The sequence below is a fragment of the Beduinella massiliensis genome (assembly GCF_900199405.1).
In the GTDB taxonomy this organism is placed as follows: domain Bacteria; phylum Bacillota; class Clostridia; order Christensenellales; family Aristaeellaceae; genus Beduinella; species Beduinella massiliensis.
The window spans coordinates 1,554,457-1,580,426 of record NZ_LT963430.1 but is presented as its reverse complement, the minus strand read 5'-3'; the positions used below and the strand labels follow the sequence as shown (position 1 = coordinate 1,580,426).

Below are 25,970 nucleotides of genomic sequence, written 5' to 3'. Positions count from 1 at the left end.
CGTCCTCACTTTCCAAATCCGCAGTTGGGATAGGTGCAGGTCGGGCAGGAGAGGCAAAGGCCGCCCTCGCCGAACGCCACGATGTCCCGACGCTCCAGCTTCTGCCCTGCGGCGATGCGCGGCAGCACCAGGTCGAACACCGTGCGCTTCGCGTACATCACGCAGCCCGGAAGCCCCAGAATCGGCACGCCGTCCTTCGTGTAGGCCAGCAGCATCATCGCCCCGGGCAGCACCGGCGCGCCGTAGGTGACGACCGTGGCGCCGGTGGCGCGAATCGCGCTGGGCGTGCGGTCGTCGGGGTCTACGCTCATGCCGCCGGTGGTGAGGATCAATTCCGCCCCCTGCTGAAGCAGGCGGTTGATCGCGGCGGTGATCTTCTCCTGGTCGTCGGGGCAGGTTTCGTGTCCCATAACCTCTATGCCGTATTCCGCCACCTTCTGCTCGATGACGGGCGTAAACGTATCCTTGATGCGGCCGTAGAAGACCTCGTTGCCCGTGGTCACGATGCCGCAGCGCATCCGCTTATAGGGAAGCACGTTCATAAGGGGCTCGTCCCCCGCAGCCTTGCGCGCGGATTCCATCTTTTCCTTTTGGATGACCAGGGGGATCACGCGCGTACCTGCCAGCTTGTCGCCCTTTTTCACCGGCGTATTGCCGTGGCGGGTAGCGATCATCAGCTCTTCGATGTCGTTGACCGCGTACAGGCGCTCAGAGTCGATGGTCAGCAGCCCGTCGCAGTCCGCGACCAGCTCGATCTTGCCCTCCTTCGGCTCGGTTCCGTGCATGTTCTCGCCCTTGCAGATCGTGTAGAGAATTTCCGCCGCTTCGTTTTCGTGCAGCATGGTGTCGTCCTTCTCCCAGACGTACAGGTGATCCTTGCCCAGCTTCAGAAGCTCGGGAATGTCCGCTTCCGTCACGACGTGGCCCTTTTTAAAGGCGACGCCCTTTTTGACGTCCTTGACGATGACCGTTATGTCGTGGCAGAGGACGTGTCCGGCTGCCTGTGTCGTTTCAATACATTTCATCTGTTTTTTCCTCCGTTTGGCATTGGGTCAATTATAGCACAAGCATGCCGTTCACATCAAGTTCGAGTTGCTGCCAGCGTACACGGTCGCTTCCCCATAGGAAGCGGCTTGGGATCGCGCATCCCTTTCGAACCGGTCCTTCATCGCCTCACACGGTGGTTCTGGTCATAAAACTCCCGCTTGAGCCGCAGGAAATCCTCCATCCTGCGAAGGATGTAGTACAGTAGCGCCCGGCCCTCAAACTCTTCACGGGATACCGGAAGCTGCTGCTCCCGCATCCGCGCCAGCAATTCGTCCAGCTCCCGCAGCAACTCCCCCACGTCGTTATCCATGCTATATTCCTGCGCCACCCTTTCAAAGAAAGCGCGCACCTCCCCGTGCTGCGGTGGCACGTAACGGATTTTCTCCATCGCCGCGTAAATCTGGGCAAGAATCCGCCGCTGGTGCGAACGCATCTGCAAATAGCGAATTTCGTAGTATGACCGCTTGAAGAGCCGGTTGTTGGCGTCATGCATCGCGGCGGCGCCCGCACGCTGAATGTCCTCTTCCAGCTCATCAAGCCCCCGCGCGACGGTATCCGACCGTTCCTGATCGTCCAGCGCGCGTCCTGTCAGCAGCACAAGCCGCTTCATCTTCCCATCGATGCGTTCAAGCAGCAGCGACATCCTGCGGTCATCCGGTCGCAGGTGCAGATTCACGAGTATGCTGCACACGGTTCCAATGCCAAAGAGCAGCGCCTCGTTCAGGATTACTGGCAGGGCCATCGAATGCTCCGCCAGGAAGTGCGAAACCAGCACGGAGATCATGGCGATGGAATAGTTCCAGCCAAACGTATAGCACACGACGGAGAAGACGAACAGATACAGAGAAAATCCCGCGATCGTGTATCCCAGCACGCCATAGCATACAAAGGCGATCAGAAGCGCCGCCAGAAATGAAATGAGCTTGAAGCCCGCGATGACGAGGGTCTCCTTCTTGGTGCCGAGAATGCCCAGCACCGTGATGATGCCCGCCGTCGAGCTGTACGACAGGCGCAGGAGGTTGGCGAGCACGATGGCCGCCGTAGCCCCCAGCGCCACCTTGATCCCCTGTATGACATAAGCCCGCTCGATTCTCCCTGTCTCCATCGCCGTTCCCCTCCTCAAGCTTGAATTTGCCCGTTTTCAAGATAAAAATATCCGCCGGCTCCTAAAGCCGACGGATTTACTGGTGCCGAAGATGCGACTCGAACGCACACGCCCTTGCGGGCAAGGGATTTTAAGTCCCTGGTGTCTGCCATTCCACCACTTCGGCTTAACCGGGCAGAAGAATTATAGCATGTTTTGAGAAAAGATTCAATCCTTGCATCCTGCTGCTGCCAAAATAGTCTCTGAATCGCCTCCGCCGTCCGGTGCAGGCGCGCTAGGGCGATGAGGCGCGCCGTGCGGGAACCCGTTTTCACCGGCAATGACGCACCGCGTCGCGTAGCCGCGCTTCAGCGCATGGCTGACGCGTCTGCAGTACGCGTCCGAACATATGCCGTTCATGCGGCACAGGAGACCGGCTTTCTCCATTCCCGAAGTTTCAGGCCTTCTACAGGCCGCTCCGCGGGCTGCGGTTTTCTTCCCAATCGCCGCGCCCTCCCCCTCTGCCGCCCCGGCCGTTACCCAAATCGCTTCCTGCGCCGCTGGTGACCTCCGTCGCATCAATCTCTTCCATCAATTCTCCATCGACGTACACCTCGTACGTCGCGTTCCGTTCAATTTCCGGGCTGCTGAAAATTACGGAGGCAAATTGCTTCGGCGCGATCCAGGAGGCAAGCGCGCTTCCCTCTGCGTCCCGCACCTCGACTACGCTGCCTGCCGCATAGTCCGTTCCTGTGACGACGAGGGTGTTCTGCTTCGACGTCTGCGCGGGCGTCTCCATCATGCCCGTGCTCCCAATGCCCAGCACGAGGCCGCCGTCGATGCTAAACGTGCCGTTTGAATCGAATGTCCCGTCGCCGGAACCCGTCGGTCCGCTGACGTAAACCTGCCCGCCGGTGATCGTGAGGTCCCCGTTGGAATCCAGTCCGTCTCCGGAAGCGTCTACGTACAGCAGGCCGCCGCTGATGACGAGGCTGACGCCCTCCTGCGATGCAAAGCTGTCGCGCCCAAAGGGGCCGCTCTGCTGCGATCCGTCGCTGCCTCCCGCCGCATTGATGCCGTCGTCCGACGCACGCACTTCGATTTCGCCGCCGGTAATCTCCACGCTTGCCGCTTCCAGCCCTTCATAGCTCTCCGCAATCGTAACCTTTCCGCCGCTGATTTCAAGCACGGCGTCCGCATGTACGCCATCGTCGCCCGAGCTGGCCTGAATCACACCACCGCTGATGCGCACCGTGTCGTTGCTGTGGATGCTGTCGTCGCAGCTGTCAATCGCGACCGTTCCGCCGGTCATGTCGACGTATACCTCCGCTTTGATGCCTTTGGTGGAGATCGATTCCTCCTGCGTCTGCTGCTGCGCGCCGACGCCCCAGCCGCGTCCGCCGAACGCTTCCACCTTCTGTTCGGCGCTTGCGCTGCCGCCGCCGGTCGTCATCTCGATCTCGCCGCCCGCGATCAGCACGCTCGACGCCGCCTGAATGCCGTCTCCTGCCGCTGTGATGTGAAGCGCGCCGCCTTCCATATAAAAGTAGCCCTGGTCTGCCTCGGTTCCGGTCACCTTGACGCCATCACCCGCGCTCACGATCGATATATCGCCCCCGCGAATGAGCGCCCGATCCTTGGCTACGATGCCGTCATCCGACGCCTCGATGTCAAGCGTACCCCCCGTCAGCTTCAGCGTATCCTTCGTCGCGATGCCGTCGCGTGCCCCGGCCCGGATGACGAGGCTTCCGCTGCCGTTGATCGTGAGATCGGAGCGAGCGAAGATCGTCGCGGTTATCTCCCGACCTTCTTCGTCCTGGGCCGTCTGTTTGTCCGTAAGCGTGCTTTGCGTGCCCTCCGGCAGGCTCACGATCACCTTGTCCGCCTGTATGACATAGAGCGGCGCGGCGCTTGTGCTCGTGACCGCCACATTTTCCAGCACGAGGCGCACGTCCTCGTCCTTATCCGCGCAGACGACGATCTGTCCATCTGAAAGAGAACCGGTCAGCACATACGTGCCCTCCCGCGTGATCGTAACGACATCTCCCTCCACGCCGTACCCTTCACCCGCTTCCGTCGCGCCGTCGGCAAGCGCGATATGTATGGCTTCCGCCCCGTATTCCGTGTATTCATCCTTTGCTTTCCATTCGATCGCGTTTACATCCACCGGCCCCGCCGCCTGCTCGCCGAGCGCGGAGGGAGTGTTGATAAGCAGACAAAGCACCACATAAGCGGCGACAATCGCTTTCATGCAGCCTTCCACCTTTCTTTCTATGTGCGTAATCCATACCGCTTATAACTGGTCGTGCATCCTCTGTCGTCCACAGCTGATTTCCAGGTTGCCGTTGCGGCAGCGTATCTCGTCGATCATCTCTTTTTCCTTCTTTGCGTCGCGCAGCACGATCTCGTACTCCAGCTTGTAGAGACTGCCCATGTTCGTCGTTTTGACGTTTACCAGCTCGCTTGAGGAGGTGTAACGCTGCATGAGATCGTCAAAGAGCGTCGTGTAGTCCAGATTCTCGGGAATTGTAACGGTAAGATGCTTTTCTCCCGTCCCCCGCGCGCCCACGTTTAGCCTGCACAGCAGGACCATTACAGCGGATAGCAGCACGCCCAGAAGCGCCGCCATCGCCAGATACCCAACGCCGGTCGCAAGTCCTACGGCCATCGCTAAAAATATCGCGCCGATGTCGCGCGCGTTGCCCGGCACAGAGCGGAACCTCACGAGGCTGAACGTGCCCGCTACCGCTACGCCGGTGCCGACGTTTCCGTTGACCAGCATGATGACGGTCTGCACGATCGCTGGAAGCAGGATGAGCGTCACGACGAAGCTCTGTGTATAGTGCGAACACTTCATGTAGGCTGCGGCGATCACACCGCCCAGCAGGAGAGAGACAGCGATGCACAGCAGAAACGCGCCCGGCGTCAGAGAAGATCCGACGACGCTTTGAAAGATATCAGGCAATTTGTACAGCCTCCTTTTTCTCCATCATGGCCTTGTAGGCGTTTCCGTACTTGGAAAACGAGGTAGGATAGATTTGAAGTTCGCTGAGCGCCTCCGCAAGCCACAGCGGCATGCCGCCCGCGACCTTGATTTCCATCAGGCGTTCGCCCGGCGCGATGAGCAGTTCTCCGCCCGACCCGCAGAAAAGCGAGAGGTCGCGCGTACGATAACGGATATTTTCGTCCAGCGTCACGCGCAGTTGCGGGTCTTCCAGTCCATATAACGCGACGCGGTCATAACATATCGATGCAGCGGGCGCGATATTTTCATAGCTCTTTAGAAACCACGCGATCTCCGATTCGATCTGTCCCTGCGTGGGCACGCAAAGCCCATGGAAAAGCCACGCCTCCGCCAAAGCATAAGCCGTACTTATGCGCCGCTTATACACCACGCCCTTGTACTTTTTCTTGATCTCCACGTAGGCCGGGCTCTCGGCGGCCGGCACGCCGTATGTGCGCAGGCGAAGTTTCTCCTTGTAAACCGGCTTTTCGAGCGACGTGCGAATCAATTGGAAGTCCGGCGTATCCATGTACACGCTGCAAATCGTCGTGCGGCCGTAATCGTCCGCGCGCATGTGTTTTAACAGACATTTCATCAACGAAGACGCCTGCTCGGCGCTCACCAGATATTTTTTCTCATACCGCTTGAATACGCTTTGAAACGATTCCATCCGGTTCTCACGCTCCTTTGCGAGTAAATTCTATGTAAAACTTATGGCACTACGCAGGCCCAAAAATGAAAACGATGTGAAAACGGCAATCGCCGCCTTCACATCGTTAAACGCTCCTCGCAGGGTATTCGTTGCATGACAGAGGCCATTTTAACCAAATTCCAAGACTTTCACCCAAGCGGTCTTCCTACATCTGGAGGCCATTTGTCCATTATCCGTTTTTCATGGCACAATAACTTTCATCATTCTCCGCCAGGAATGTGCGCGCTCAACGGAAACCGGTGAGAGGCAACCCTCATCCCTCATCCAAGGTGAGATATGCCTTCAAATACCGTTGCAGCGCATCCCGCCAATCCGGCAGCGGTGTAAATCCGTTTTCGGTCAGCTTCCGTTTGTCGAGCCTGCTGTTAAACGGTCTCGCCGCCTTTGATACGCCATATTCCGCCGTCGTAACAGGAACCACTGTTACATTCATACCCGCCTGACGGAAAATCTCGCAGGCAAAGTCGTACCAGCTGATGTATCCACCCTCGTTTGTCGCATGGTAGTAACCGTATTTTTCCGTCAGCAGCATGTCCACCAGCAGCCGCGCCAAGTCAAATGTGTAGGTAGGCGTGCCGATTTGATCGTCTACCACGCGGATCGTGCGGTGCGTATTCCCCAAATTCAGCATGGTTCTGATAAAGTTCTTCCCGTTTAGGCCGAAGACCCAAGCGATGCGCACGATGAAATACTTGCTCAGCAGCCTGCTGACCGCAAGCTCACCCGCCAGCTTCGTTTCGCCGTAGACGTTGAGCGGTTTATAACTTCGGCAGTCCGGCTGCCATGGTTCCTTTCCTTGTCCGTCGAACACGTAGTCTGTGCTAATGTAAACCATCTTGCAGTCGAGTGCCTTGCAAACCTTCGCAATATTCTCCGTGCCGTACGCGTTAATGGCGCGTACCCTCTGCGCATTTGCCTCGTCCTCGGCGGCATCCACCGCCGTCCAAGCCGCGCAGTGCACGACCACGTCGGGCTGTGCCGCATTCAGTACCCGCTCCACGGCCTCTGCGTCCGTGATATCCATCGGCACATAGGGCATCTCCATCACAGCTGTACCGTCCGCAGCCCCGCTGTATATGGGTGCGATATCGCTGCCGATGCCCTCAATCCCTCGCAGTGCCAGCTCATTCATCACATCGTGGCCAAGCTGCCCGGCTACGCCTGTCACCAATACCGTCATACGCATCCTCCGAGCCCCATCAGATTATCTTCAGAAATAAAGTTAAAATTCACCGTCCGCATTTTATCGATTGCCGTACATTCTTCGATAGTAATCCTGATATTCTCCCGAGATAATCGCCTCCCACCAGGAACGATTGTCCAGATACCATTGAATCGTCTTCCTGATGCCATCCTCAAATTTCGTCTCCGGCAGCCAGCCAAGCTCTGTATGAATCTTCGTGGGATCAATGGCGTAGCGCATATCATGGCCCTTGCGGTCGGTAACATAGGTAATCAGGCTCTCGGGCTTGTTAAGCTCCTTGCAGATGATCTTTACGATGTCGATGTTCTTCATCTCGTTGTGACCGCCGACGTTGTACACCTCGCCTACGCGTCCCTTGTGGATGATGAGGTCAATCGCCTTGCAGTGATCCTCCACATACAGCCAGTCGCGTACATTCAGCCCCTCGCCGTACACGGGCAGAGGCTTATCATCCAATGCGTTTGCGATCATCAGGGGAATCAGCTTCTCCGGGAAGTGGTAGGGGCCGTAGTTGTTGGAGCAGCGGCTGAGGGTGACGGGCAGGCCGAAGGTGCGATGATACGCCAGCACCAGCAGATCGGCGCTGGCCTTCGACGCAGAATAGGGACTGGACGTATGAATAGGGGTCTCCTCGGTAAAGAACAGATCCGGGCGGTCGAGCGGCAAGTCGCCGTAGACCTCGTCGGTAGACACCTGATGGTAACGCTTGATACCGTACTTGCGGCAGGCATCCATCAGCGTGGCCGTACCAAGAATATTGGTTTGCAGGAAGATACCCGGGTCTTCAATCGAACGGTCCACATGGGACTCCGCCGCAAAGTTGACGACGACATCCGGCTGCTCCTCCTCAAAGAGCCTATACACGGCCTCACGGTCGCAAATATCCGCCTTCACGAAGCGGAAGTTCGGGTTATCCATCGCAGGAGCAAGGGTCGACAGGTTCCCCGCATACGTCAGTTTATCCAAGCAGACGATGCGGTCGTCCGGGTACTTGTTTAGCATATGAAAGATGAAGTTGGAGCCAATGAATCCTGCCCCGCCAGTCACGATGATCGTCATGTGCATCCTCCTCAGATTTCGCCGTATACAAAGTTGCAGTCGCTGTCCGCAAGCAGCGGCGAAGACGTATCCTTTGCGGAAAGTAACCCTTCCGTCACCTCTCCCCACTCCACGCCGATAGCCGGATCGTTAAAACGGATGCCACGGTCGCATTCCTTGCTGTAGAGGTTGTCCACCTTGTAGCAAAACTCCACATCGTCGGTCAGGGTCTTGAATCCGTGGCCGAAGCCGCGCGGGATGAACAGCATGCGCTTGTTCTGCGCGGAAAGCTCCACGCCGACCCATTGACCATAGTTCGGACTTCCTTTGCGCAAATCGACGGCTACATCCAGCACCGCCCCCTTTGTCACGCGTACGAGCTTGGCCTGTGCCATCGGTGCATTCTGGAAGTGGATACCGCGCAGCGTTCCTTTCGCCGCGGTGAAGGACTGATTGTCCTGTACAAAAACGCAGTTAATTTCAATGTCGGCAAACGCCTGTGTGGAATACGTCTCCATAAAATACCCGCGCTGGTCGCCATGTACATCCGGTTCGACGATGCACACGCCGGGCAGCTTCGTGTCGATTCGCTTCATCTGTTAATACCGCACCCTTCCCTCCGCCACGGACTTAAGATGCTGTCCATAGGGGCTCTTACCATACCGATTCGCCGAATCGAGCAGCTTTTCCTTTGTGATCCAGCCATTTTTATATGCAATTTCCTCCGGCGCGCTGATCTTGATCCCCTGGCGCTTCTCAATCATCCGCACGAAGTCCGCAGCATCCACCAGACTGTCCATCGTGCCGGTGTCCAACCAAGCAAAACCGCGGCCCAAGAGCTGCACATCCAGCCGAGCCTGCCTGAGGTACATGTCGTTCAGCGTGGTGATTTCCAGTTCACCGCGCGCGGAGGGTTTCACGTCGTGTGCCATGGCAGATACGCCCTTCGGGTAGAAGTACAATCCGGTGATGGCGTAATTGCTCTTGGGTTTTTCCGGCTTCTCTTCCACGGAAATCACACGTCCGTCCTCGTCGAATTCTACGATACCAAAGCGCTCCGGGTCGTTGACGTAGTAGCCAAACACGGTGGCTCGATCGTTTTGCTCCGCATTTTCCACTGAAGCGCGCAAAATCTTGCCAAAGCCGTTTCCGTAAAAGATGTTATCGCCCAGCACCATCGCGCACGCATCGTCTCCGACGAAGTCCTCGCCCAGCAGGAATGCCTGTGCCAGTCCATCCGGGGACGGCTGCACGCAATAGGTAAGTTTTACGCCGAACTGGCCGCCATCTCCCAGCAGGTGTTCAAAGCGCGGCGTGTCTTCCGGCGTGGAGATGATCAGGATTTCCTTGATCCCCGCAAGCATCAGCGTGGAAAGCGGGTAGTAGATCATAGGCTTGTCATACACGGGCAACAGCTGCTTGGACGTGACCATAGTCAATGGGTACAGGCGTGTGCCTGCGCCGCCGGCGAGAACGATACCCTTCATGGAGTCCCTTCTTTCCTTCATAATCCAAATGAATCGCAAGCAAATACTTTTCTAAGAGAAATCTATCTTCCGACTTATGTTCAAACTTTTCACAGAAAATGACCGGCAGCTGTCATCATTCCTGATGAAGAACTTGCATATTCCATACTTCACTGATGAGACCAAACTTGTCAATAAGCTGAATAGATACACTGTCCTTCCCTACCAGCATTTCATATGGAATGCTGGTAGAAACGAAGTCATCACCGTAGAAAATTCTTTTTTCCTCTCCATTGACCATAGCAGCCTGAATATGATTGATATTGTCGACTACAATTCCAATATTAATGCCACTTTTTTCGGCCGTCATCTGCTTTGTCACGGTCAAAACTTGGGGATAAACCGACAGGATAACTGGGGCCTTGCGCTGCATGTTTCTTTCAAGTTCATCCACATGGCCGTTCTCATAGCAGTACCATACAGCGTATGGTTCGGTATAGCTGACTTCTTCATCCGCGCGCAACAGCACCGTTTTCAGCGACATGTCCCGCCAGTACAGTCGGCTCACCGAACCGGGGCCGTAGAAGAACGGTGAATAGGAATCAGCATTTTCCAAACGCACATAGATAGTGGAGTTTTCGATAGGCTTATCAATCCGTCCCAGATCCTTCCATGTATTGTTTTCCATTTTGCATGTCTTAAACCAATCGTTGATGAACGAAGTATTGGCCTGCGAATTACCTGCGGCAAAGCAGACCAGAATGGCAAGACACAATGCAGTTGTTCTCTTTGCGGGCAGTTTGACCAGCACACAGGCAAGCAACAAGCCCATAATTGCGGACGGGAAATACAGATACAGCACATGGAGCTGATTGACGAGGGGTAATACGGTTATGATGGAAAAACCAATGGCAAAGTAGCAAAATAGCAGGGAAAAAACTTTTTTGCGAATGGCCAACACTATGGCAGCAATCAATCCCAGAACAACAACGCTTACGCCAATCAAGCCGCTCAAAGATATTTGATAATATGAGAATCCGCCGTGCTTCAAATCAAAGAGCATCATGCAGTAACGCAGCAGAGAAGTTACCAGATCAACGGGGTAAAATGACTGATAATAGGGATTGGAAGGATCTGTCGTAAGGAATTTGTCTTGCAGTTTACAAAGCAAAATACCTGCAAAGAAAATCGCCATCACCAGCAGATTGACTAGGGTTCCCTTGCTGAGACGGAACTTTTTCTTTTCCTCCAACGCTCTCCAGAGATCATAAAGAACAAAGAGGAAAGGAAGCGTATAGAACATTTCCTTAGTTCGGATGGCTAAATAGAAAAAGAAAACCGAAAGAAGCATATTTTGGGCAACGTATTGCGGGTTTTGCCTGCTTCGCAGAAAAAAGATCGTGGAAAGAAACACAAATGTTGTTCCGAACAGATCATTAATGCCCGAAATCCAGATGACCGCCATATGGCTTTTGAACCATATGCCAAAAAAAGCTACTGCCGTTGCCGCGCCAATGAAAACCCGATCATCTTTTTCACCAAATTTTACAGCAAATATATCCTTGGTAATCAGATAGAGCAGAGCCGTATTCAGCAGATGCACCAGAATCTCTGCCGCGTGATACTGCACATAATCCGTACCAAACAAGTCGTACATGGCTTTAGTAATGATATTTCGGATGGGGCGATCCAGATAAATGCTGGTCGGGTAAAAGCTGAACAATTCCCCGTAACTTTTCAGACTATTTTCTGCAATGATGGTTGTATCGTCATAAACAAAGGCATTATTGACAGACAGTCCCCACCATACGGAAATAAGCGAAGCCAGAAAAATACAGCAGAGAATCAATCTTTTTCTTTTGATGCTCATTTCGCTTTTCTCCTCCATTCACCATTTATCAGCAGATTCGTCACAACGTTTTTGCGCGCTAGCATGGAAAGTGGTGTAATCAGTACAACGGTACCTATTAAATAGCCAATCCACAGTCCCTTCCGCTGGCAGCCGGGAACGTGCTAAGTGCAGAAATATCAACCACTTTGAGCAAAAACAGGACAGTCGAAACAAGTCGAAAAGCCAGAAAATGCAAGCTCATCAATGCAAAGCTACTTTGACCAATTGAAATCATCACGCGGTGGTCTAAGCCTTCCATCTCCTTGGCGAGGACATAGACCAAGTAAACGCCGCTGAGCGCTCCTACAATCATAAACACAATACTGCCGAACTCACGCGTAGGCCAATTGTTTTTGTTGGAAGTTAAGTAAGCAACAAACCATACCAGCACTGCACACAGGGGTGTCATGATGTCAGGATCAGTGTTCTCAAAGACCTTCTTTCCTCCGCACAACGTACCAAGTGCATAGAAAAACAACGCGAATAGTCCCAAATCAAAATTGAATGTATACGGCCGATATAGCAATTCCATTTGTGTAACAAAGTAACCACCGAAGCCTACGGCGATACACAGCGGCAGATGCCATTTCTGTGTGTGGAGCCATCTGCAAAGCTCATAAAGCAGCTTTGCGATCACTTCGCACCAAAACAGTGCAAGAACAAACCACAGGGCGCCTGTCAGATCGATGCCGCCCGAATAGACAGCCAACGTTCCGATCTTTTCCACCCAGTCGATCTTTTCTGCATAAAACAGATGATATACGGAGGGAAGCAGCTTTCCCAGCGCAGCCAATGCGATGATGAACAGGGTGTTGAGCGCATAGAAGGGGACAACCCTTGTCAAAAAGCGCCTGCCAATGTAGTGCTTTCTGTCAAAGTGAGCTGTATATCCTGCAAAGAAAAAGAACGCTGGGATATGAAAAGTATAAACAAGGTTTCCAAAGGGCGACGAACAGTGTCCCATGATAATGCACAGAATCAGGATTCCTTTGGCGATATCAAGCCAAGCAATACGCTTGCTGTGGTTCGTCTTTGATTGCATATTTTCCTCTCTTTTATCGATTGTGTTTTCCGATCATCACATTTGTGGAACGTTCAGTTATGCGCAATCAATTGTTCTGCGTTAGCCATTAACATGTTGCGTCCACGAAATACCATGCTTCTTCTCATAGCGCTCTTTGTTAGCATTGAAAATTCGCATGTATTCGTTGTCGGTAAGCTGTTTGAAGCCGCTCCGTCCGTAGTGGTGGATGAAAACATCCTCCGCACACACGGTGCGATAGCCCTGCTTATGCAGTCTGAGCGAGTAGTCATCATCTTCAAACATACCCACCTTGAACTGTTCATCCAACAGGCCAACCTCGTCTACCACCGTGCGACTGATCATGGTACAGAACAGTGCCAGCACTTTGATGTCAAAGATTTCGCCTGCGTGCTGCTGAGAACGCATTAGGGCAAAATCATTCATTTGGGCGATCACATCGTACTTGCCTTCCACCTTTGCATCATTGGCAATGGCATTGGTCATGCAGCCAACAGCACCAATGTCTTTCTGTTGCAGCGACGCTATCATGCCAGAGATCCAGCCTGGCGTAACCACCGTGTCGTTGTTGAGAATGACGTAATAATCGCCTGTAGCTTCTCGGATGCCGGTGTTCATACCTGCGGCAAAGCCCAGATTTTCGTTATTGAGCACCAACTTGATGCCATTATGACCGGCAGCAAACTTTTTGAGCCTGTTGGGAGTTCCGTCAGTAGAAGCATTGTCAACCACTATGACTTCCAGATTGGGATAACCCGAGTAGTCGTAGATGCTGCGCAAACATTCAATGTTGTATTTGGCGTTGTTCCAAGTAAGAATCACGACGCTGACCTTGGGATAAACTTTCGCTGCTTCGGTACGGATGACCGTAGCACGTTCGCTCCAGTCGTTGGCCTTGCCAAAGGAGATGCGATTTCCCTCGCTTGCCAGTCCATCGGTACCGTCCAGACAGCGCTTGATTGCATTCGTAAAACCGTCCGGATCATTGGACATCAGCACATATTGATCACGGAAAGACATTAATTCCGCAATTTCCGTTGTTACAACCTTTTTGCCTGCGCTGAGATACTCGTAGAACTTGACGGGATTCGTTGCCTTGATCAAACTCAAAGAGGCTTTGAACGGAATCAGACAAACATCAAAGGTCTTCAACCAGCCCGTAAGCTGGTTATAAGGAACCTCGCCCACAAATTCCATATTGGACTGTGCACCCAGTTTGGCTGCGACCTTTGAATCACAGTTGCCAACAATCACAAAACGGCAATCCGGCAGCTGTTTGGCAGCGTAGAGCACAAGATCCGCATCAAACCAGTCAGCAACCGCGCCGTAATAACCAATGATCTTTTTGCCGCTGTGTGCCTCACTTCTAGCCGAAGCGAAAGCGGCGCTTTCCGTACCGTTGCGCACGATAAAGCGTGGAGCCTTTGCCTGGCTTGTATGATCATACAGATACTGCGAAGAGGCAAATACTGCGCTGCTATTAGCATTCAGCCAGTTCACGCCCTGCTGAATGAACTTGTTGGTGTTGGTTCCGTTAAATCCTTCATACTCATCAATGTAGTCGAAGAATACATGGAAGCCGTACTTCTCATGCAAACGCTTTGCAATACCAAACCAAGTCGGGTACTCCACTAGAATATTCGCCGTACGGATGTGATGGTGCGACAAATAGTCATCCAGCTGATGAAACAGCTCCTCGCTGTCCTGTTCGGACTCAAGCAAGAAGACGCTATAGGTTCCCAGTTTAGTGGTGGCCAATTTTAGCAGATCAACATTGCCGCGCTTTTCTTCGCACAGCTCGGTGCTCATGTCCGTATTGACGTAGGTTACACGGTCGCCTTTTTCTGCCAGCAGGCGAGCCAGATGCTGCGGGCGCTGAATGCGGAAATCCCAGTCAATGGCCGACAGAACCACCCATTCCATTCTGGCCTCAACAGTAGGATACGCGGCACGCATCAACTGCATGGCGCAGGCGGTCCAGGAATACTGATCGGCACAAGCCTTGATCTCGTCAATCTTTTCAGGATTCTGCGCATCTGCAATGGCCTGATCCAGCTTTGCAACATATTCCTGCACGGTAGAGGTTACATAGACAGGATATTTGAGACATTCACGGATATAGGAGGTAACAATGGGCTTACCCATCGCCATGTACTCAAAAATTTTAATAGGCGAAGTGGATTCCGTAATATCATTGCAGACAAATGAAATAGTTGCTACCGTGAAATACTGGGCTACACCGGGCAGTTCCTTGTAATTGACGGCGTTGCATACGGTGATGTTGGAAACGCTATTCAAGGCGGCAATCTCCTGATTGACCTTGTCATTGATCGTGGGGCCAATGACTACGAACTCGTAATCGGGGCGGAGAGTAGCCGCTTCCTTGAGCAGTTCAAAATCAAACCATGTTGCAATGGCGCCGTAATAGCCGATGATGGGCTTGTTGCGCTTGACAACGACGGCAAAATCTTTTGGCAGATTAGCCACGTCCGCCTTTGGTACCGTGAAATGCTGGATGTCCACACCATTGGAGGAGAGGACACAGTTCACCTCGCCGCCGCGGATGTTGACAACCTCGCCGTGCAGCTTGTCTGCAGTACTCAGCACGCTGAAGGAAGGATCAGCAAGCACACCTTTGTGACGCTCGATTACAAAATCGGGCACTTTGCCGGTAATCTCGGGAGAAATTTCATCGATATATTCGTATACGATGCGGTCTGCATAGGCTTGCAGACGCTTGACCTCAGCCAGCGTAAGGCGAATATCTGTGGAATACACTTCCAGCACGGATTCTTTTTTATATTTCCGCACGGTTTGCAGAATGGCATCCAGAGGAACATCATCGGGGATGAGGATCAGCTTGTCATCATACAGTTTGCGCACCCCCAACACATGGTCGTTGTAATTGGGGGTCACATAGATCAACATGATGCCCAGTTCTGCCAGGGCGATACCAATCTGCTGCGGACGCTGAAACAGCTCGATGTCAAAATCGACAATTGGAGGCAGAACGCACACATAACGACCGCTGTACTCACCGAGTGCTTCAGCTAAAGGAGCAAGCTTTTCTCCGAGATCAGCCCCAATCTGGATGGGAGCATCCGAAACCAACGCAACAGAACGAGACAAACCTGTTGACGCTTTTTCGTAGATCGCGTCCAATGACTCAATCATTGAATATAGGGGATTGTAGCTGTGATCATTCTTGCCCGTACGTTTAAACAGCCAAGAAAGGAACGCCTTCTTCTCCTGCATACTACCGCGTAGGAATTGATTATGGAGACGACTGAGCAGATGTGCTATCTTTGTCGAACGGATACTGGTGACTTCGCGGCCGTGATTGGCGCTCTGTCTGCTATATAGGGCAATTTCGCGCAGTATAGTCACATATTGCGATCCCGTTTTTTGGAAACGGTTTTCTTGGTTTACAATTTCTACCGATTGCTTCTCGATCCGTTCGTTTTGCGTACTCAACAATTTAGATTGCTGATTGATTTTTTCATTTTGGGCGTTTAGCAATTCAGATTGCTGATTGATTTTTTCATTTTGGGTGTTTAGCAATTCAGATTGCTGATTAATTTTCTCATTTTGTATGCTGAGCAACTCCAGTTGCTTTTCAACAATTTCTTTTGCAAGATTGAGCCGCGCTTCGATATTTTCGTTTTCCAATGTATCCGCGCCCTTTCCCAACACCATGTCACTAAGACTAAAAAAGTAATTTCCTTTGGAACGATAGACTTTTAGTGTTTGCGCATCCACTCGATTAGATTTGATCGAATCAAGGATCTTTTCGCCGGTTGTGGGTTCTCCATAGGAAACCATCAGCCCCTCGTATTTCAAATCTGATAGCAGATTCTCAATTTTCGCTTCATAATTGATCACTGCAAACGGTTTGCTCATTATGAGTGCCATGCACAAAGAATGGAATCGGGTGCATATCATAGCATCACATGTACTAATTTGCGCAATAAATGCCATAACATCTCTGGAATATTCAACAACTCGGATGCGGTCCTGTACATGCTCATCCATCAATGCAATAATGTCATCAACGGTATCGCGATCATCAAATTCATTAGTTGAAAATGCAAAAAATGTTACTTGATTCTCGGGGGAGCGTTTCAGATGAATCTCGGCCAAATCTGCCATTTCCTGGATATATACATCATACTGCTTCTGTGTTCCATTCAGCTTTCTGCGAACAGACATACCTAAGTTTGCTGTTCGGGTAATGTCAAAGGTTTGCTGCGCGAAATGATCCGAGAGCGTAAAGGCCATATCACAAGCATAGTAAGCCAGGACATCAGGAAAAAGATGCCTACATTGTTCGTAAGACACCTTGTCACGGAAAGAGACGATATCGATCATATGGAAAAAGCGATAAACATCGGAAAGACTATCCTCCGGGTAATGCTTGTAAAGGCTGCCGCCGAGAACAAACGTCTTTCCTCCATTCTCTTTTACCTTCTTGATTCGGTTACAGCGACCATCATAATCGATATAGGGCGGATAGAAGTCACCGCCCACAAAGATGTATGCACCGAATTCATGAATAAATTGGTCGATTTCCTGCTTTGCTATGGAATGCAGATTGCATAAATGATTGGAGTGAATAATCGCCGCGCATCGATGCTCATCATCAATCAGATAGAATTCATGTTCATGATAATGCTGAGCCAGCAGCACAACAAACAGATCGTCTCCAAAGTTTCTGGCAAGATAAGCTTCCAGCAAGATCTTCATAGATAGATCCACTTCCCTTTTAACTTCTTACTCGTTCACCAGCGCATCGGCAATTCGAACGCAAGCTAGACCATCGCCATAGGGATTGCTTGCCTTGCTCATGGCTTCATAAGCCGTCTTGTCTTCCAACAGACGCTTGAACTCCGTATAGATGGTGTCCTCATTGACACCAACCAGCTTGAGAGTACCGGCGGCGATGCCTTCGGGGCGCTCGGTGGTGTTGCGCATGACTAGCACTGGTTTGCCAAGGCTGGGCGCTTCTTCCTGAATTCCGCCGCTGTCGGTAAGTATCAGGTACGAACGGGAAAGAAAGTTGTGGAAATCCAGCACATCAAGTGGCTCAATGATGTGGATACGATCGTTATCGCCCAGTTCTTCATCCGCTGCCTTACGCACAACCGGATTCATGTGAATGGGGTAAATTACCTTTACGTCCGGATGCTCATCCACAATGCGGCGAATAGCGCGGAACATGTGATGCATCGGCTCGCCGAGATTCTCACGGCGATGCGCGGTGAGCATGATCAGACGGCTGTCTTCTGCCCACTCCAGTTCGGAATGCGTATAATCGGGACGAACAGTGGTCTTCAGCGCATCGATGGCCGTATTGCCGGTCACATAGATGGACTCAGCCTTTTTACCTTCGTTAAGCAAGTTCTTCTTGGACAGCTCTGTAGGGGCAAAGTTATACTTGGCCACAATGCTAACAGCCTGACGGTTGAACTCCTCAGGGTAAGGAGAATAAATGTCATACGTGCGCAGGCCGGCCTCAACATGGCCCACTGCAATCTGCATGTAGAAGCACGCCAAGGCAGTAACGAACGTAGTGCTCGTGTCGCCATGCACCAGCACGACATCGGGCTTTACCTGTTCCAGCACATCGCGAATGCGCTCCAGAATGTTGACCGTCACATCAAAGAGCGTCTGTCTGTCCTTCATAATGAACAAATCATAATCCGGCACAACGCCAAACGCATCCAGCACCTGATCGAGCATCTGACGATGCTGGCCCGTCACGCAGACAACAATCTCCAGCTCCGGGCGCTTCTTCAATTCTAGAACCAAAGGACACATCTTGATCGCTTCCGGACGGGTGCCAAAGACAAGCATAACCTTCTTCATATTTGAACCTCCTGAGCATTGTATCTGTAAAGTAAACGGAGCAACTGCAGCCGGGCTTAACGATTGAGCACCTCATGCGCAGTCGCTGCGCGCTGTGCCCAGCTGTTTTCGTGTAGGAATTCTTCCGTTTGCTCCATGCTACAAAGCGGCATAGTTTTCGCTGCATCCAACTGTGCTGCAAATGTTTGGGCATCCTCGTAGAAAAGTACAAACGGGGCAAAACGCTCCACTTCGGGATACCGTACACAAAGAATCGGCCTACGCAGGCAGATATACTCGTAGAGCTTAACTGGATCAACGCTGATGACGATATCATTGATCACAAAGGGCATCATCAGCACATCCAGCGTTTGCGCGACCTCGGGAATGCGTTCGTGCTCTACAACGCCATGCACAATAAGACGTGGATGAGCCGGAATTCGAATACCAGCCTCCGTCGGGCCGTAGAGATGATACTCTACATCCATATGCTGATTGAGGCTGTTAAGTAGTAAATCAAAGTCAAACCAGCGTCCAATGGTTCCGAAATAGCCTACGCGCAGCAACTTGTCACAATCGCGCACATGGGCAGTCTGTAATATAGGCCAACTGGCATGATAGCCGTTGCGCAAAAGCACCGTATCCCTGCGGCCATGACGTGCAGCTAGCACCCGGCGAAGGCTCTCGCTGGAAGCAAATACCGTATCTGCACGTTTTACAAGTGCGGCTTCCTGCTTTAGCAGCTTGTCGCTTTCGCTGCCCCTCTGAATAGCCACATAGTCATCCATGCAGTCATACACAATGCGCCCTTTGTAAGACGTCGGCACCATATCCATCTGCCAAGGCATAGACAGCCAAAGAATATCCGGCTTCACCCGCCGAATCACTTGGCGAATCTGGAGGGCTGACCATATCTTGTTTAACTGAGCAACGGACAGCCTGCCTCCCAGCGAAGGAAACGTGAAATAAGGAGTCAGCGGCAGAGGCGTCTTCGTCTTCTTTTGCAGCCCCATGCGATTATTGGCATACGGATAAACAACATGGATTCGATCATATTGGCTCAGCTCTTCTGCCAGAAACTGCGGCCTCTGTTTAATCCAGAGCCAGTCAACCGGTGCAATATACAATATCGTCTTCATGCTTTTTCGTATATGTCACACACGTCGTTTACATCGCCAAACATCTGTACCTCTCCGTGTTCAACCCAAAGCACCCGGCTGCACATCTCCCGAACCTGCGGCAAGCTATGACTGACGAACAGCACTGTCGTGCCCCCGCTCATCAATTCCATCATGCGCCTGCGGCTCTTTTCCTGAAAGTCCGCATCACCGACGGAAAGCACCTCGTCCACGATCAGGATCTCCGGTTCCACCACCGTCGCAATGGAAAATGCCAGCCTTGCGATCATACCGGACGAGTAGTTTCTCAGCGGCACATCGATGAACGGACCGATCTCCGAAAACGCCACAACCTCATCGTACTTGCTTGACAAAAACTCTTCAGAGTAGCCCAAAATAGCTCCGTTAAGGAAAATGTTTTCCCGCCCGGTCATGTCCATGTCAAATCCGCTGCCCAGCTCCAGCATCGGAGCAATGTTTCCGCGTACAACCACGCTGCCCTCCGTTGGCTTGAGGATACCGGAGATGACCTTGAGCATTGTGCTTTTTCCCGCGCCATTGTGACCGATCAGCCCTACCACTTCACCCTTGTTTACGTCAAAACTAACGTGCTTAAGCGCCTCAAATTCATTGTATTGCAGCTTCCCCCGCAACATCTGCACCATGTATTCCTTGATGCTGCTGATGCGGTCGTTCGACATGCGAAAGCGCATGGATACGTCCTTTACCTCGATCATCTTTTCCATGGCCTTCACCTCATAGATACAGGACGAACTTGTCCTGCTGTTTCTTGAATGTCCAGATGCCCAGCAAGAGTACTAAAACCGACGATAACAGGCACCAAAGGTACGCCATCGGCTCCGGCGATACCCCATCGATGATACAAATACGCGCAAACGTGATGTACTGATACATAGGATTCATATGATAGAGCGTAAGCAAGCTTTGCGGAATGATGGATTCCGGATAAAACAACGGCGTCAAATACATCCATAGCATGCTTATAACGCCCCACAAAAACTGTGTGTCTTGAAAAAACGTCATTGCAGTTGAAAGCAGAAGGATCATTCCCATTACAAAGCAAAGCAAACAGAAAATATCGTATATGAGTAGCAGAACAGATGACCTGATCGCCGTACCAGTAACCAGCATGACGAGAAATAAGGGAATGAGTGCTAGGCCAAAGTTGATAAGCGACGAAAATAATTTAGAAAAAGGGTAAATATACTTCGGCATGTACACCTTTTTGATCAACGAGGCGTTCCCTGTAATAGAGGTCATTCCCACGGAAACCGCTTCGCTGAAGAAGTTAAAAAAGACGATGCCCGACAGCAGGTAAACCGGATAGTTAGGCGTATCCGACTTAAACAGCGTGGAGAAAACAACGTACTGAACCGCCATAGTCAGTAACGGATTGAGAAAGCTCCACGCCATTCCCAGAACCGATCGTTTATACTTTGCCTTAAAATCGCGCGATACAAGCTGTTTCAAAAGAAAGCGATACCGGCAATACAAGGTGCAGATTGCAACGATGCCATTGTTTTTTCCCATCTTCGCTTTTTTGTAGCCTTGCAACGCGTAGAAACCCAAAACCACAAAAATACCAGCAGTGATCAGCCAGTACGTTTTATAAAAATCCAGTGTTTTTATGCCGTTTAGTCGAATGCACAATTTGCCCGTACCCTGCGTACCATTTACCGTATACAGATCTTCCTGTGAAATAGACTGCACGATGTCAAAGCGCCCTGCCGTTATCATATTGCCGTAGTAAATCGTAACAGCGTTTCCTTCAGCGCATCCCTGTGTGCTCATCGTCAGCGTTAACGGTTCGCCTGGTGCTACCGCAGACGTCTGCTCGAGCGGAATGGTCGTATACTTTCCATCCGTAAATACAGAAACGTCCACACTTTGCAGCGCCACCTCATCTCCCGCAGCATTTTTTACGTTTAGATTAAGCGTGCCGGAGTTGGCTCTGCCATAGGTGGCAGCCATAATATCCAGACCTGTAAGTTGATCCGCAGGAGCTATGAGCTGCTGCGTAATGACAATATCATCGTTAATTTCACCGATCACTGCGATCGGTGAGAGCGCATCGCTCGTCACTGCCGTATGATGAAACTGGTCACCCGCCACCAGATAGATCATTGCAACCAACACCCAGTACAATGCCGCGAGCGTTATCAAGAATCGCTTTGATTTTTTCAAATCCATAGGGACGTTCAACCTCTTCTTCTTTGTATTGTTAGCCGAGCATCATCATGCCGACAAAGCGAAAAAAACCGTGGACATAGGCTCGATTCTGACAATAAAATCCGATCCCGCTCCTTTTTTTCGCCATTTGACATAAAAAGAGTTGATCTTCATCAAAAAGCCTCTGAGCATAGGTTCTTTTAAAAACATCCGCCTGCCGCTTTTTTTCCGAAATCGTTTCTTTTAACGACTGCAAATGACGAAGTTTGAATAACATATAGGATAATCCGCCCACATTCTTCGCCCCGACGCTGTTTCCAGCATGCTGCCTGTAATCGCTCATAGGCTCATCCAGATAGATGATCCGGCCGAACCTTGCCGCCACAGCCGCCAGCCACCAGTCGTGCATGATAACATTCTGCGTGTCTACGCATCGAGCGCCTAACAGCGCCAACGCCCGATTGATCGCCATAGCGCCGCCTGTGACGACGTTTTGCATCAGGATGCTGCGATATTCAAAGGCCTTAAAATATTGCTTTTGATAGCGCATCAACGATGGCGCCAAAGGCCTTAACTGTGCATCGGTAGGCCGCTGATCTGTGAACACGAGGAGTGGCGTTTGTATGCCATACTGATTCTCAGCGGCAAGCATCGCTGCCATAATCTCCTGCACTTTATCCGGATACCACACATCATCCTGATCACAGAACATCATGTATGCCGCGTCACATTGCCGCATTAAACAAAAGAAGTGATCGCGTGCATTCCCGAAACGCTGGCCTGAAAAATAGCGTGTGATTTTTTCCGGATATCGCTGCACATATTCATCCAGTAGCCGCGGCGTGCCGTCAGTCGAGCCGTCATCCGAAACCGTTAAATGCCACCGCGTATCCGACTGGTTGACAATGGAATCCAGTTGCTCGCGAATAAATGATTCTCCGTTATACGCGGCTAATAGGATCTCAACTATCGCCTCGTTCTTCGCCATTCGCGTTTCCTTTCATCGACCGTTCCTTGGTTTCCCTTCTTCTTCCCATACGGTTGCCAAGCAACCGCGCCGCACAGTTTGCCGCAAAGAAAAAGCACTCGAGCACGTGCCCATTTCTAAGCAGTTCCCGCATCGTCTTTTCAACCAACGCGATTCCTTCGCCCGTTTCGTCAACATGCTCAAAGCGCTCCTCATAGCGCTTCATCGTGCGGCCAATAATATAATTTCGCGCATACTCCTGCCGCAAAGAAAAATGATGCGAATGATAAACCGCCGCCCCCGCGCTATACGCAAGCGCGTAGCCCGCATGCAGCAAGCGTTCGGCCATCAGCATGTCCTCGTTCGTCAAGATAGGATAATCGAAGCCACCTGACTGCAAATACGCAGATCTCCGGTAAGCCGCGCAGACATCCGATATCGTGTAAGCGCGTACGCCCAAGCGTCCAATATCGCTCGCGTCCCACATGCGATCCTGCGCCGGATAGTTGTTCTCCCTTACCAGCCGTTCAAATGGCCTTGCATCCGGCCAGGCAATCTGCCTTCCGCCAACAGCCGCGACGCGTTCTTGCTTGAACGGATCCAGCAACCGTTCAAGGCAGTACTCGTCCGTAGGCTGGGCATCCTGGGTCATAAAGACCACGAATTCCCCTTGACTTTGGCGCAGGGCCATATCCCGCGTACCGCCATGGTCAAAGGACGCTCGCTCGATGGAGATAACCCGCACCCCAGGAACACTGGCAGCGGCAACAACGGTATCGTCCTCAGACTGTGAATCCACGACGATGATCTCATCCGGCAGTATGGTTTGACTTTGAAGCGATTTGAGCAGTTTTTTAATACAATCGCCTGCATTGAGCGTGGGAATGATAACAGAACAGTGCTTCACGTTAACATTCCCCTTCCATCCGCAGCCATTCAAATTATCCCCGGTCGTTCATGACTTGTACTCATTTGCCATGAAGACGCGGATCTTTGCAGCCGTTCTTCCATCTCATATGCTCGGATACAAAACTCAGAAATAGAGTATTGTACCTTTCGCCCTAAGGCAACTTTTGCCTTCTATTCTTCATGATTCTACACTATTTTTATTTGCCTGTCAATTACGATGGCGATATATGGCAGACCCTTTTACTTCATTACCCGCGGTAATCTTTCAATCCATTTCCTCCAATAGGAGAGCTACGGATATACAACTCTTGTGTCTGCAGCTTCCTTATATAAAGAGCATTCCGATCGCTTGTGGTTTCCTCTCCTGCATATAAAAAAAGTCATACGTTTGCCTATCTTACGGGCAAAACGTATGGCTCTACTCCGAATCAATGTCGCGAATACGGAGAAACCGGTTATTAAACAGCAAAGAATAGGCAATAGGCTGTCAGTTTGGCTCCACCGCTCGCGAACGCAAATTGAAAATCCGCGCTCTCAGCTCTTCAGTCGGCGTGTCCGCTCCGGGAAGATTCCCAATATCCGCCCATTTGGGATAAACCTCTTCATCTTGATGAAGCAGCGCATACTTGGTGCGGAACTGCACACGGCAAAGCTGCCATACGCTCGCATCGAACCGCCAGCGTTTTAATACTGACTCTCCGCCGACGGTCACCTTTAGGCTGCACTGGTTGCAAACGCAATCGATGTGAAAGGCAAAGCGAATTCTCTCCCCAGGCTGAAAACGAATCAAATGCAGTTCAGAGCCAAACACCCGGGAATTGATCCAACCGTCCGATCGCAGGAGCACCTTTGCAGGCTCGCGCCCGCTGTCATCCTGAAACGCGAGGGTAAACGCCTGAGCCTTCGGCCCGTGATCGAGCGCTACCTCCGTCTCCAGTTCCACCACTGCTCCGGGTGCAAAAGCCCGCTCTGCAATGGCACGATGGTAAGGATCGGAATCGCTCAGCACCAACGCCCCTTCCTTAAGCTCAATTCCGCCCCAACCGGGCAGAGTCAAATTCCAGGTATCCGCGATGTCCTTCCAGCGAACGGAACACATATCGACATTTACATCCTGCGCCTCGACGGCTCGCAGAGGTACAGCGACGCGGCTGATCCAAATATCCTCCTTGTTGTTGCTATAGGTCAGATAAAAGGCGTCGTCCTCCGGCTGCGGGTTATATTCAGCGATCCCGCGAATGTACTGTGGGCCCAGGTTCTTAAGCCGTCCCGCGTAGCGGCAAGGCGGCACCTCCGGCAGCACGGCGTACATATCGCCAAAGTCCTGCCCGTTCTCCCCTCGCGAAACCGCCAACGGCCAACGGTGCGCCGTATCTGTAGTGGGGTTATAGGCCAGCGCATAGCTCCCATCCGGCGTCCGTTGGCCCCATACCTTGCCGGTTGATGTCTCCAGCGAATAGGAGCGCTTACATGGGCTCCACGTCTCGCCGCCGTCATGGGAAACAGAGGTCAATGCATTCTTCATGATTGCAAGCATATCTTTTCCATTGCCAGGAAGCGTATAGATGGAAGGTGCTTCTCCTCCTGTGAGGGTAAAAAAACCGGTCTCATCGCAGCGTTCTTCCTCCCACCATTGCTGGGTAACGACACGATTCCCAAGCAGTTCACGGCAGGCTTCTACAAATTCCTCGTCTCGACTTTCCTCGTAAAAAGGAAATATCTTTGTGTTTTCCCGAGTATAGCCGCCGCTTGATCCATAACGCAAAAAATATATGGGGCCGAAGCTGAAGTCCGGTCGAATTTCGCGAATCGCGCGCCCCACGCCGTAGCCGCTGCCCGGCATCACGAGCATGATATCCGTCATGTCGTAACTCTTCACCGTTCCGTGAGCCGGGAACTCCTTCAGGCGCGGATCGATGGGCACGACGCCGTAATAGGTCATGGCCAGCATGCGGTCGTTTGAAGCGCAAAAGAACGCCATACGATGATGGATGATACAGTTTATGGTATCCTTTCCTTCCAGCACCTCCTTCCCTTCCCCGTTGTAGGGTGCAGCAGGAACGTTGATCGCCGGGAAAATTTCTATAGGTTTGGAGAAATGCAATCCGTCCCGCGAACGGATCAGGAAAGCACGGGAGTCTCCTTCGTGCTCGCTGCGCGCGCCGGCCAAATACTGCACCATAAACTCCCCCTGCCAAAATCCAAGCATGGCGGCATGCGCGTAGGTCCATCCCCTTCCTTCAGGCGCCAGCGACGCGTCCTGACAGGAACGCATGATCTGCACATTTGTGACGCCCATGGCATGGGGCAACGCCCCGTCGGTGAAACGAATGTCCGCTTTACGGGTTACGTGACAGCGAACGTCGCTCTCCTGCAGGATTTTTTCCCGGTAGCTCATTTGTTCATCCTCCCCTGATCCGAATTTAGCTCTGCCCATCCGCCGAAAAACGACGG

At 51.9% G+C, this 25,970-nt stretch carries 19 protein-coding genes and 1 tRNA gene; all 20 read right to left on the bottom strand.

Annotated elements, in window-relative coordinates; translation table 11 throughout:
• Positions 1 to 5: 5 nt before the first annotated feature.
• On the bottom strand, positions 6 to 1,025 hold the full coding sequence (locus tag C1725_RS07810; protein ID WP_102411068.1) for a molybdopterin-binding protein: 1,020 nt from the start codon (positions 1,023 to 1,025) through the stop codon (positions 6 to 8).
• 140 nt (positions 1,026 to 1,165) lie between these two features.
• Positions 1,166 to 2,152 carry an aromatic acid exporter family protein gene (locus C1725_RS07805; RefSeq protein WP_102411067.1) on the bottom strand — a complete coding sequence of 329 codons (987 nt, stop codon included), beginning with the start codon at positions 2,150 to 2,152 and terminating at the stop codon, positions 1,166 to 1,168.
• An 80-nt stretch (positions 2,153 to 2,232) separates the two neighbouring features.
• Positions 2,233 to 2,318, bottom strand: a tRNA-Leu gene (locus C1725_RS07800).
• A gap of 279 nt (positions 2,319 to 2,597) precedes the next feature.
• Positions 2,598 to 4,382, bottom strand: coding sequence for a carbohydrate-binding domain-containing protein (locus C1725_RS07795; RefSeq protein ID WP_102411066.1), 1,785 nt, complete (start codon positions 4,380 to 4,382; stop codon positions 2,598 to 2,600).
• 42 nt (positions 4,383 to 4,424) lie between these two features.
• A complete protein-coding gene (locus tag C1725_RS07790) occupies positions 4,425 to 5,096 on the bottom strand; it encodes a DUF4956 domain-containing protein (protein WP_102411065.1) in 672 nt (223 codons plus the stop codon).
• Positions 5,089 to 5,805, bottom strand: a complete 717-nt coding sequence (locus tag C1725_RS07785) for a VTC domain-containing protein (protein ID WP_102411064.1) — start codon at positions 5,803 to 5,805, stop codon at positions 5,089 to 5,091. Before C1725_RS07785 ends, C1725_RS07790 begins: the two co-directional genes overlap by 8 nt.
• Before the next feature lie 295 nt (positions 5,806 to 6,100).
• Positions 6,101 to 7,027, bottom strand: coding sequence for a dTDP-4-dehydrorhamnose reductase (gene rfbD, locus C1725_RS07780; RefSeq protein WP_102411063.1), 927 nt, complete (start codon positions 7,025 to 7,027; stop codon positions 6,101 to 6,103).
• A gap of 63 nt (positions 7,028 to 7,090) precedes the next feature.
• The gene (rfbB, locus tag C1725_RS07775) at positions 7,091 to 8,110 is read right to left on the bottom strand and encodes a dTDP-glucose 4,6-dehydratase (protein WP_102411062.1); all 1,020 of its coding nucleotides are present in this window, start codon (positions 8,108 to 8,110) and stop codon (positions 7,091 to 7,093) included.
• Between the two features lie 11 nt (positions 8,111 to 8,121).
• Positions 8,122 to 8,685: a dTDP-4-dehydrorhamnose 3,5-epimerase gene (rfbC, locus tag C1725_RS07770; RefSeq protein WP_102411061.1), complete on the bottom strand. Its 564-nt coding sequence runs from the start codon at positions 8,683 to 8,685 to the stop codon at positions 8,122 to 8,124.
• A 3-nt stretch (positions 8,686 to 8,688) separates the two neighbouring features.
• On the bottom strand, positions 8,689 to 9,576 hold the full coding sequence (rfbA, locus tag C1725_RS07765) for a glucose-1-phosphate thymidylyltransferase RfbA (RefSeq protein WP_102411060.1): 888 nt from the start codon (positions 9,574 to 9,576) through the stop codon (positions 8,689 to 8,691).
• A gap of 115 nt (positions 9,577 to 9,691) precedes the next feature.
• A complete protein-coding gene (locus tag C1725_RS07760; protein WP_102411059.1) occupies positions 9,692 to 11,425 on the bottom strand; it encodes a hypothetical protein in 1,734 nt (577 codons plus the stop codon).
• 97 nt (positions 11,426 to 11,522) lie between these two features.
• Complete coding sequence (locus C1725_RS07755; protein WP_102411058.1) at positions 11,523 to 12,488, bottom strand: acyltransferase family protein; 966 nt, start codon at positions 12,486 to 12,488, stop codon at positions 11,523 to 11,525.
• An 81-nt stretch (positions 12,489 to 12,569) separates the two neighbouring features.
• Positions 12,570 to 17,231, bottom strand: coding sequence for a glycosyltransferase (locus tag C1725_RS07750; RefSeq protein ID WP_102411057.1), 4,662 nt, complete (start codon positions 17,229 to 17,231; stop codon positions 12,570 to 12,572).
• A gap of 27 nt (positions 17,232 to 17,258) precedes the next feature.
• A complete protein-coding gene (gene wecB / locus C1725_RS07745; protein WP_102411056.1) occupies positions 17,259 to 18,353 on the bottom strand; it encodes a non-hydrolyzing UDP-N-acetylglucosamine 2-epimerase in 1,095 nt (364 codons plus the stop codon).
• Between the two features lie 56 nt (positions 18,354 to 18,409).
• On the bottom strand, positions 18,410 to 19,471 hold the full coding sequence (locus C1725_RS07740) for a glycosyltransferase family protein (RefSeq protein ID WP_102411055.1): 1,062 nt from the start codon (positions 19,469 to 19,471) through the stop codon (positions 18,410 to 18,412).
• Positions 19,468 to 20,196 carry an ATP-binding cassette domain-containing protein gene (locus C1725_RS07735; protein WP_102411054.1) on the bottom strand — a complete coding sequence of 243 codons (729 nt, stop codon included), beginning with the start codon at positions 20,194 to 20,196 and terminating at the stop codon, positions 19,468 to 19,470. The genes C1725_RS07740 and C1725_RS07735 overlap by 4 nt, the downstream gene beginning before the upstream one ends.
• A gap of 10 nt (positions 20,197 to 20,206) precedes the next feature.
• Positions 20,207 to 21,661, bottom strand: a complete 1,455-nt coding sequence (locus C1725_RS19275; protein ID WP_346026458.1) for an ABC transporter permease — start codon at positions 21,659 to 21,661, stop codon at positions 20,207 to 20,209.
• Positions 21,662 to 21,692: 31 nt separating this feature from the next.
• Positions 21,693 to 22,628 (bottom strand): glycosyltransferase, encoded by a 936-nt coding sequence (locus C1725_RS07725; RefSeq protein WP_102411053.1) that lies wholly within the window; start codon positions 22,626 to 22,628, stop codon positions 21,693 to 21,695.
• On the bottom strand, positions 22,603 to 23,514 hold the full coding sequence (locus C1725_RS07720) for a glycosyltransferase (RefSeq protein ID WP_102413281.1): 912 nt from the start codon (positions 23,512 to 23,514) through the stop codon (positions 22,603 to 22,605). The genes C1725_RS07725 and C1725_RS07720 overlap by 26 nt, the downstream gene beginning before the upstream one ends.
• A 489-nt stretch (positions 23,515 to 24,003) precedes the next feature.
• The gene (locus C1725_RS07715; RefSeq protein ID WP_102411052.1) at positions 24,004 to 25,914 is read right to left on the bottom strand and encodes a hypothetical protein; all 1,911 of its coding nucleotides are present in this window, start codon (positions 25,912 to 25,914) and stop codon (positions 24,004 to 24,006) included.
• Between the last annotated feature and the right edge of the window lie 56 nt (positions 25,915 to 25,970).

Coding starts and splice junctions, on each gene's coding strand:
- C1725_RS07810 (WP_102411068.1), bottom strand. CDS start 1,025: ATGAAATGTATTGAAACGACACAGGCAGCCGGACACGTCCTCTGCCAC.
- C1725_RS07805 (WP_102411067.1), bottom strand. CDS start 2,152: ATGGAGACAGGGAGAATCGAGCGGGCTTATGTCATACAGGGGATCAAG.
- C1725_RS07795 (WP_102411066.1), bottom strand. CDS start 4,382: ATGAAAGCGATTGTCGCCGCTTATGTGGTGCTTTGTCTGCTTATCAAC.
- C1725_RS07785 (WP_102411064.1), bottom strand. CDS start 5,805: ATGGAATCGTTTCAAAGCGTATTCAAGCGGTATGAGAAAAAATATCTG.
- rfbD (WP_102411063.1), bottom strand. CDS start 7,027: ATGACGGTATTGGTGACAGGCGTAGCCGGGCAGCTTGGCCACGATGTG.
- rfbB (WP_102411062.1), bottom strand. CDS start 8,110: ATGACGATCATCGTGACTGGCGGGGCAGGATTCATTGGCTCCAACTTC.
- rfbC (WP_102411061.1), bottom strand. CDS start 8,685: ATGAAGCGAATCGACACGAAGCTGCCCGGCGTGTGCATCGTCGAACCG.
- rfbA (WP_102411060.1), bottom strand. CDS start 9,576: ATGAAGGGTATCGTTCTCGCCGGCGGCGCAGGCACACGCCTGTACCCA.
- C1725_RS07760 (WP_102411059.1), bottom strand. CDS start 11,425: ATGAGCATCAAAAGAAAAAGATTGATTCTCTGCTGTATTTTTCTGGCT.
- C1725_RS07755 (WP_102411058.1), bottom strand. CDS start 12,488: ATGCAATCAAAGACGAACCACAGCAAGCGTATTGCTTGGCTTGATATC.
- C1725_RS07750 (WP_102411057.1), bottom strand. CDS start 17,231: ATGAAGATCTTGCTGGAAGCTTATCTTGCCAGAAACTTTGGAGACGAT.
- wecB (WP_102411056.1), bottom strand. CDS start 18,353: ATGAAGAAGGTTATGCTTGTCTTTGGCACCCGTCCGGAAGCGATCAAG.
- C1725_RS07740 (WP_102411055.1), bottom strand. CDS start 19,471: ATGAAGACGATATTGTATATTGCACCGGTTGACTGGCTCTGGATTAAA.
- C1725_RS07735 (WP_102411054.1), bottom strand. CDS start 20,196: ATGGAAAAGATGATCGAGGTAAAGGACGTATCCATGCGCTTTCGCATG.
- C1725_RS19275 (WP_346026458.1), bottom strand. CDS start 21,661: ATGGATTTGAAAAAATCAAAGCGATTCTTGATAACGCTCGCGGCATTG.
- C1725_RS07725 (WP_102411053.1), bottom strand. CDS start 22,628: ATGGCGAAGAACGAGGCGATAGTTGAGATCCTATTAGCCGCGTATAAC.
- C1725_RS07715 (WP_102411052.1), bottom strand. CDS start 25,914: ATGAGCTACCGGGAAAAAATCCTGCAGGAGAGCGACGTTCGCTGTCAC.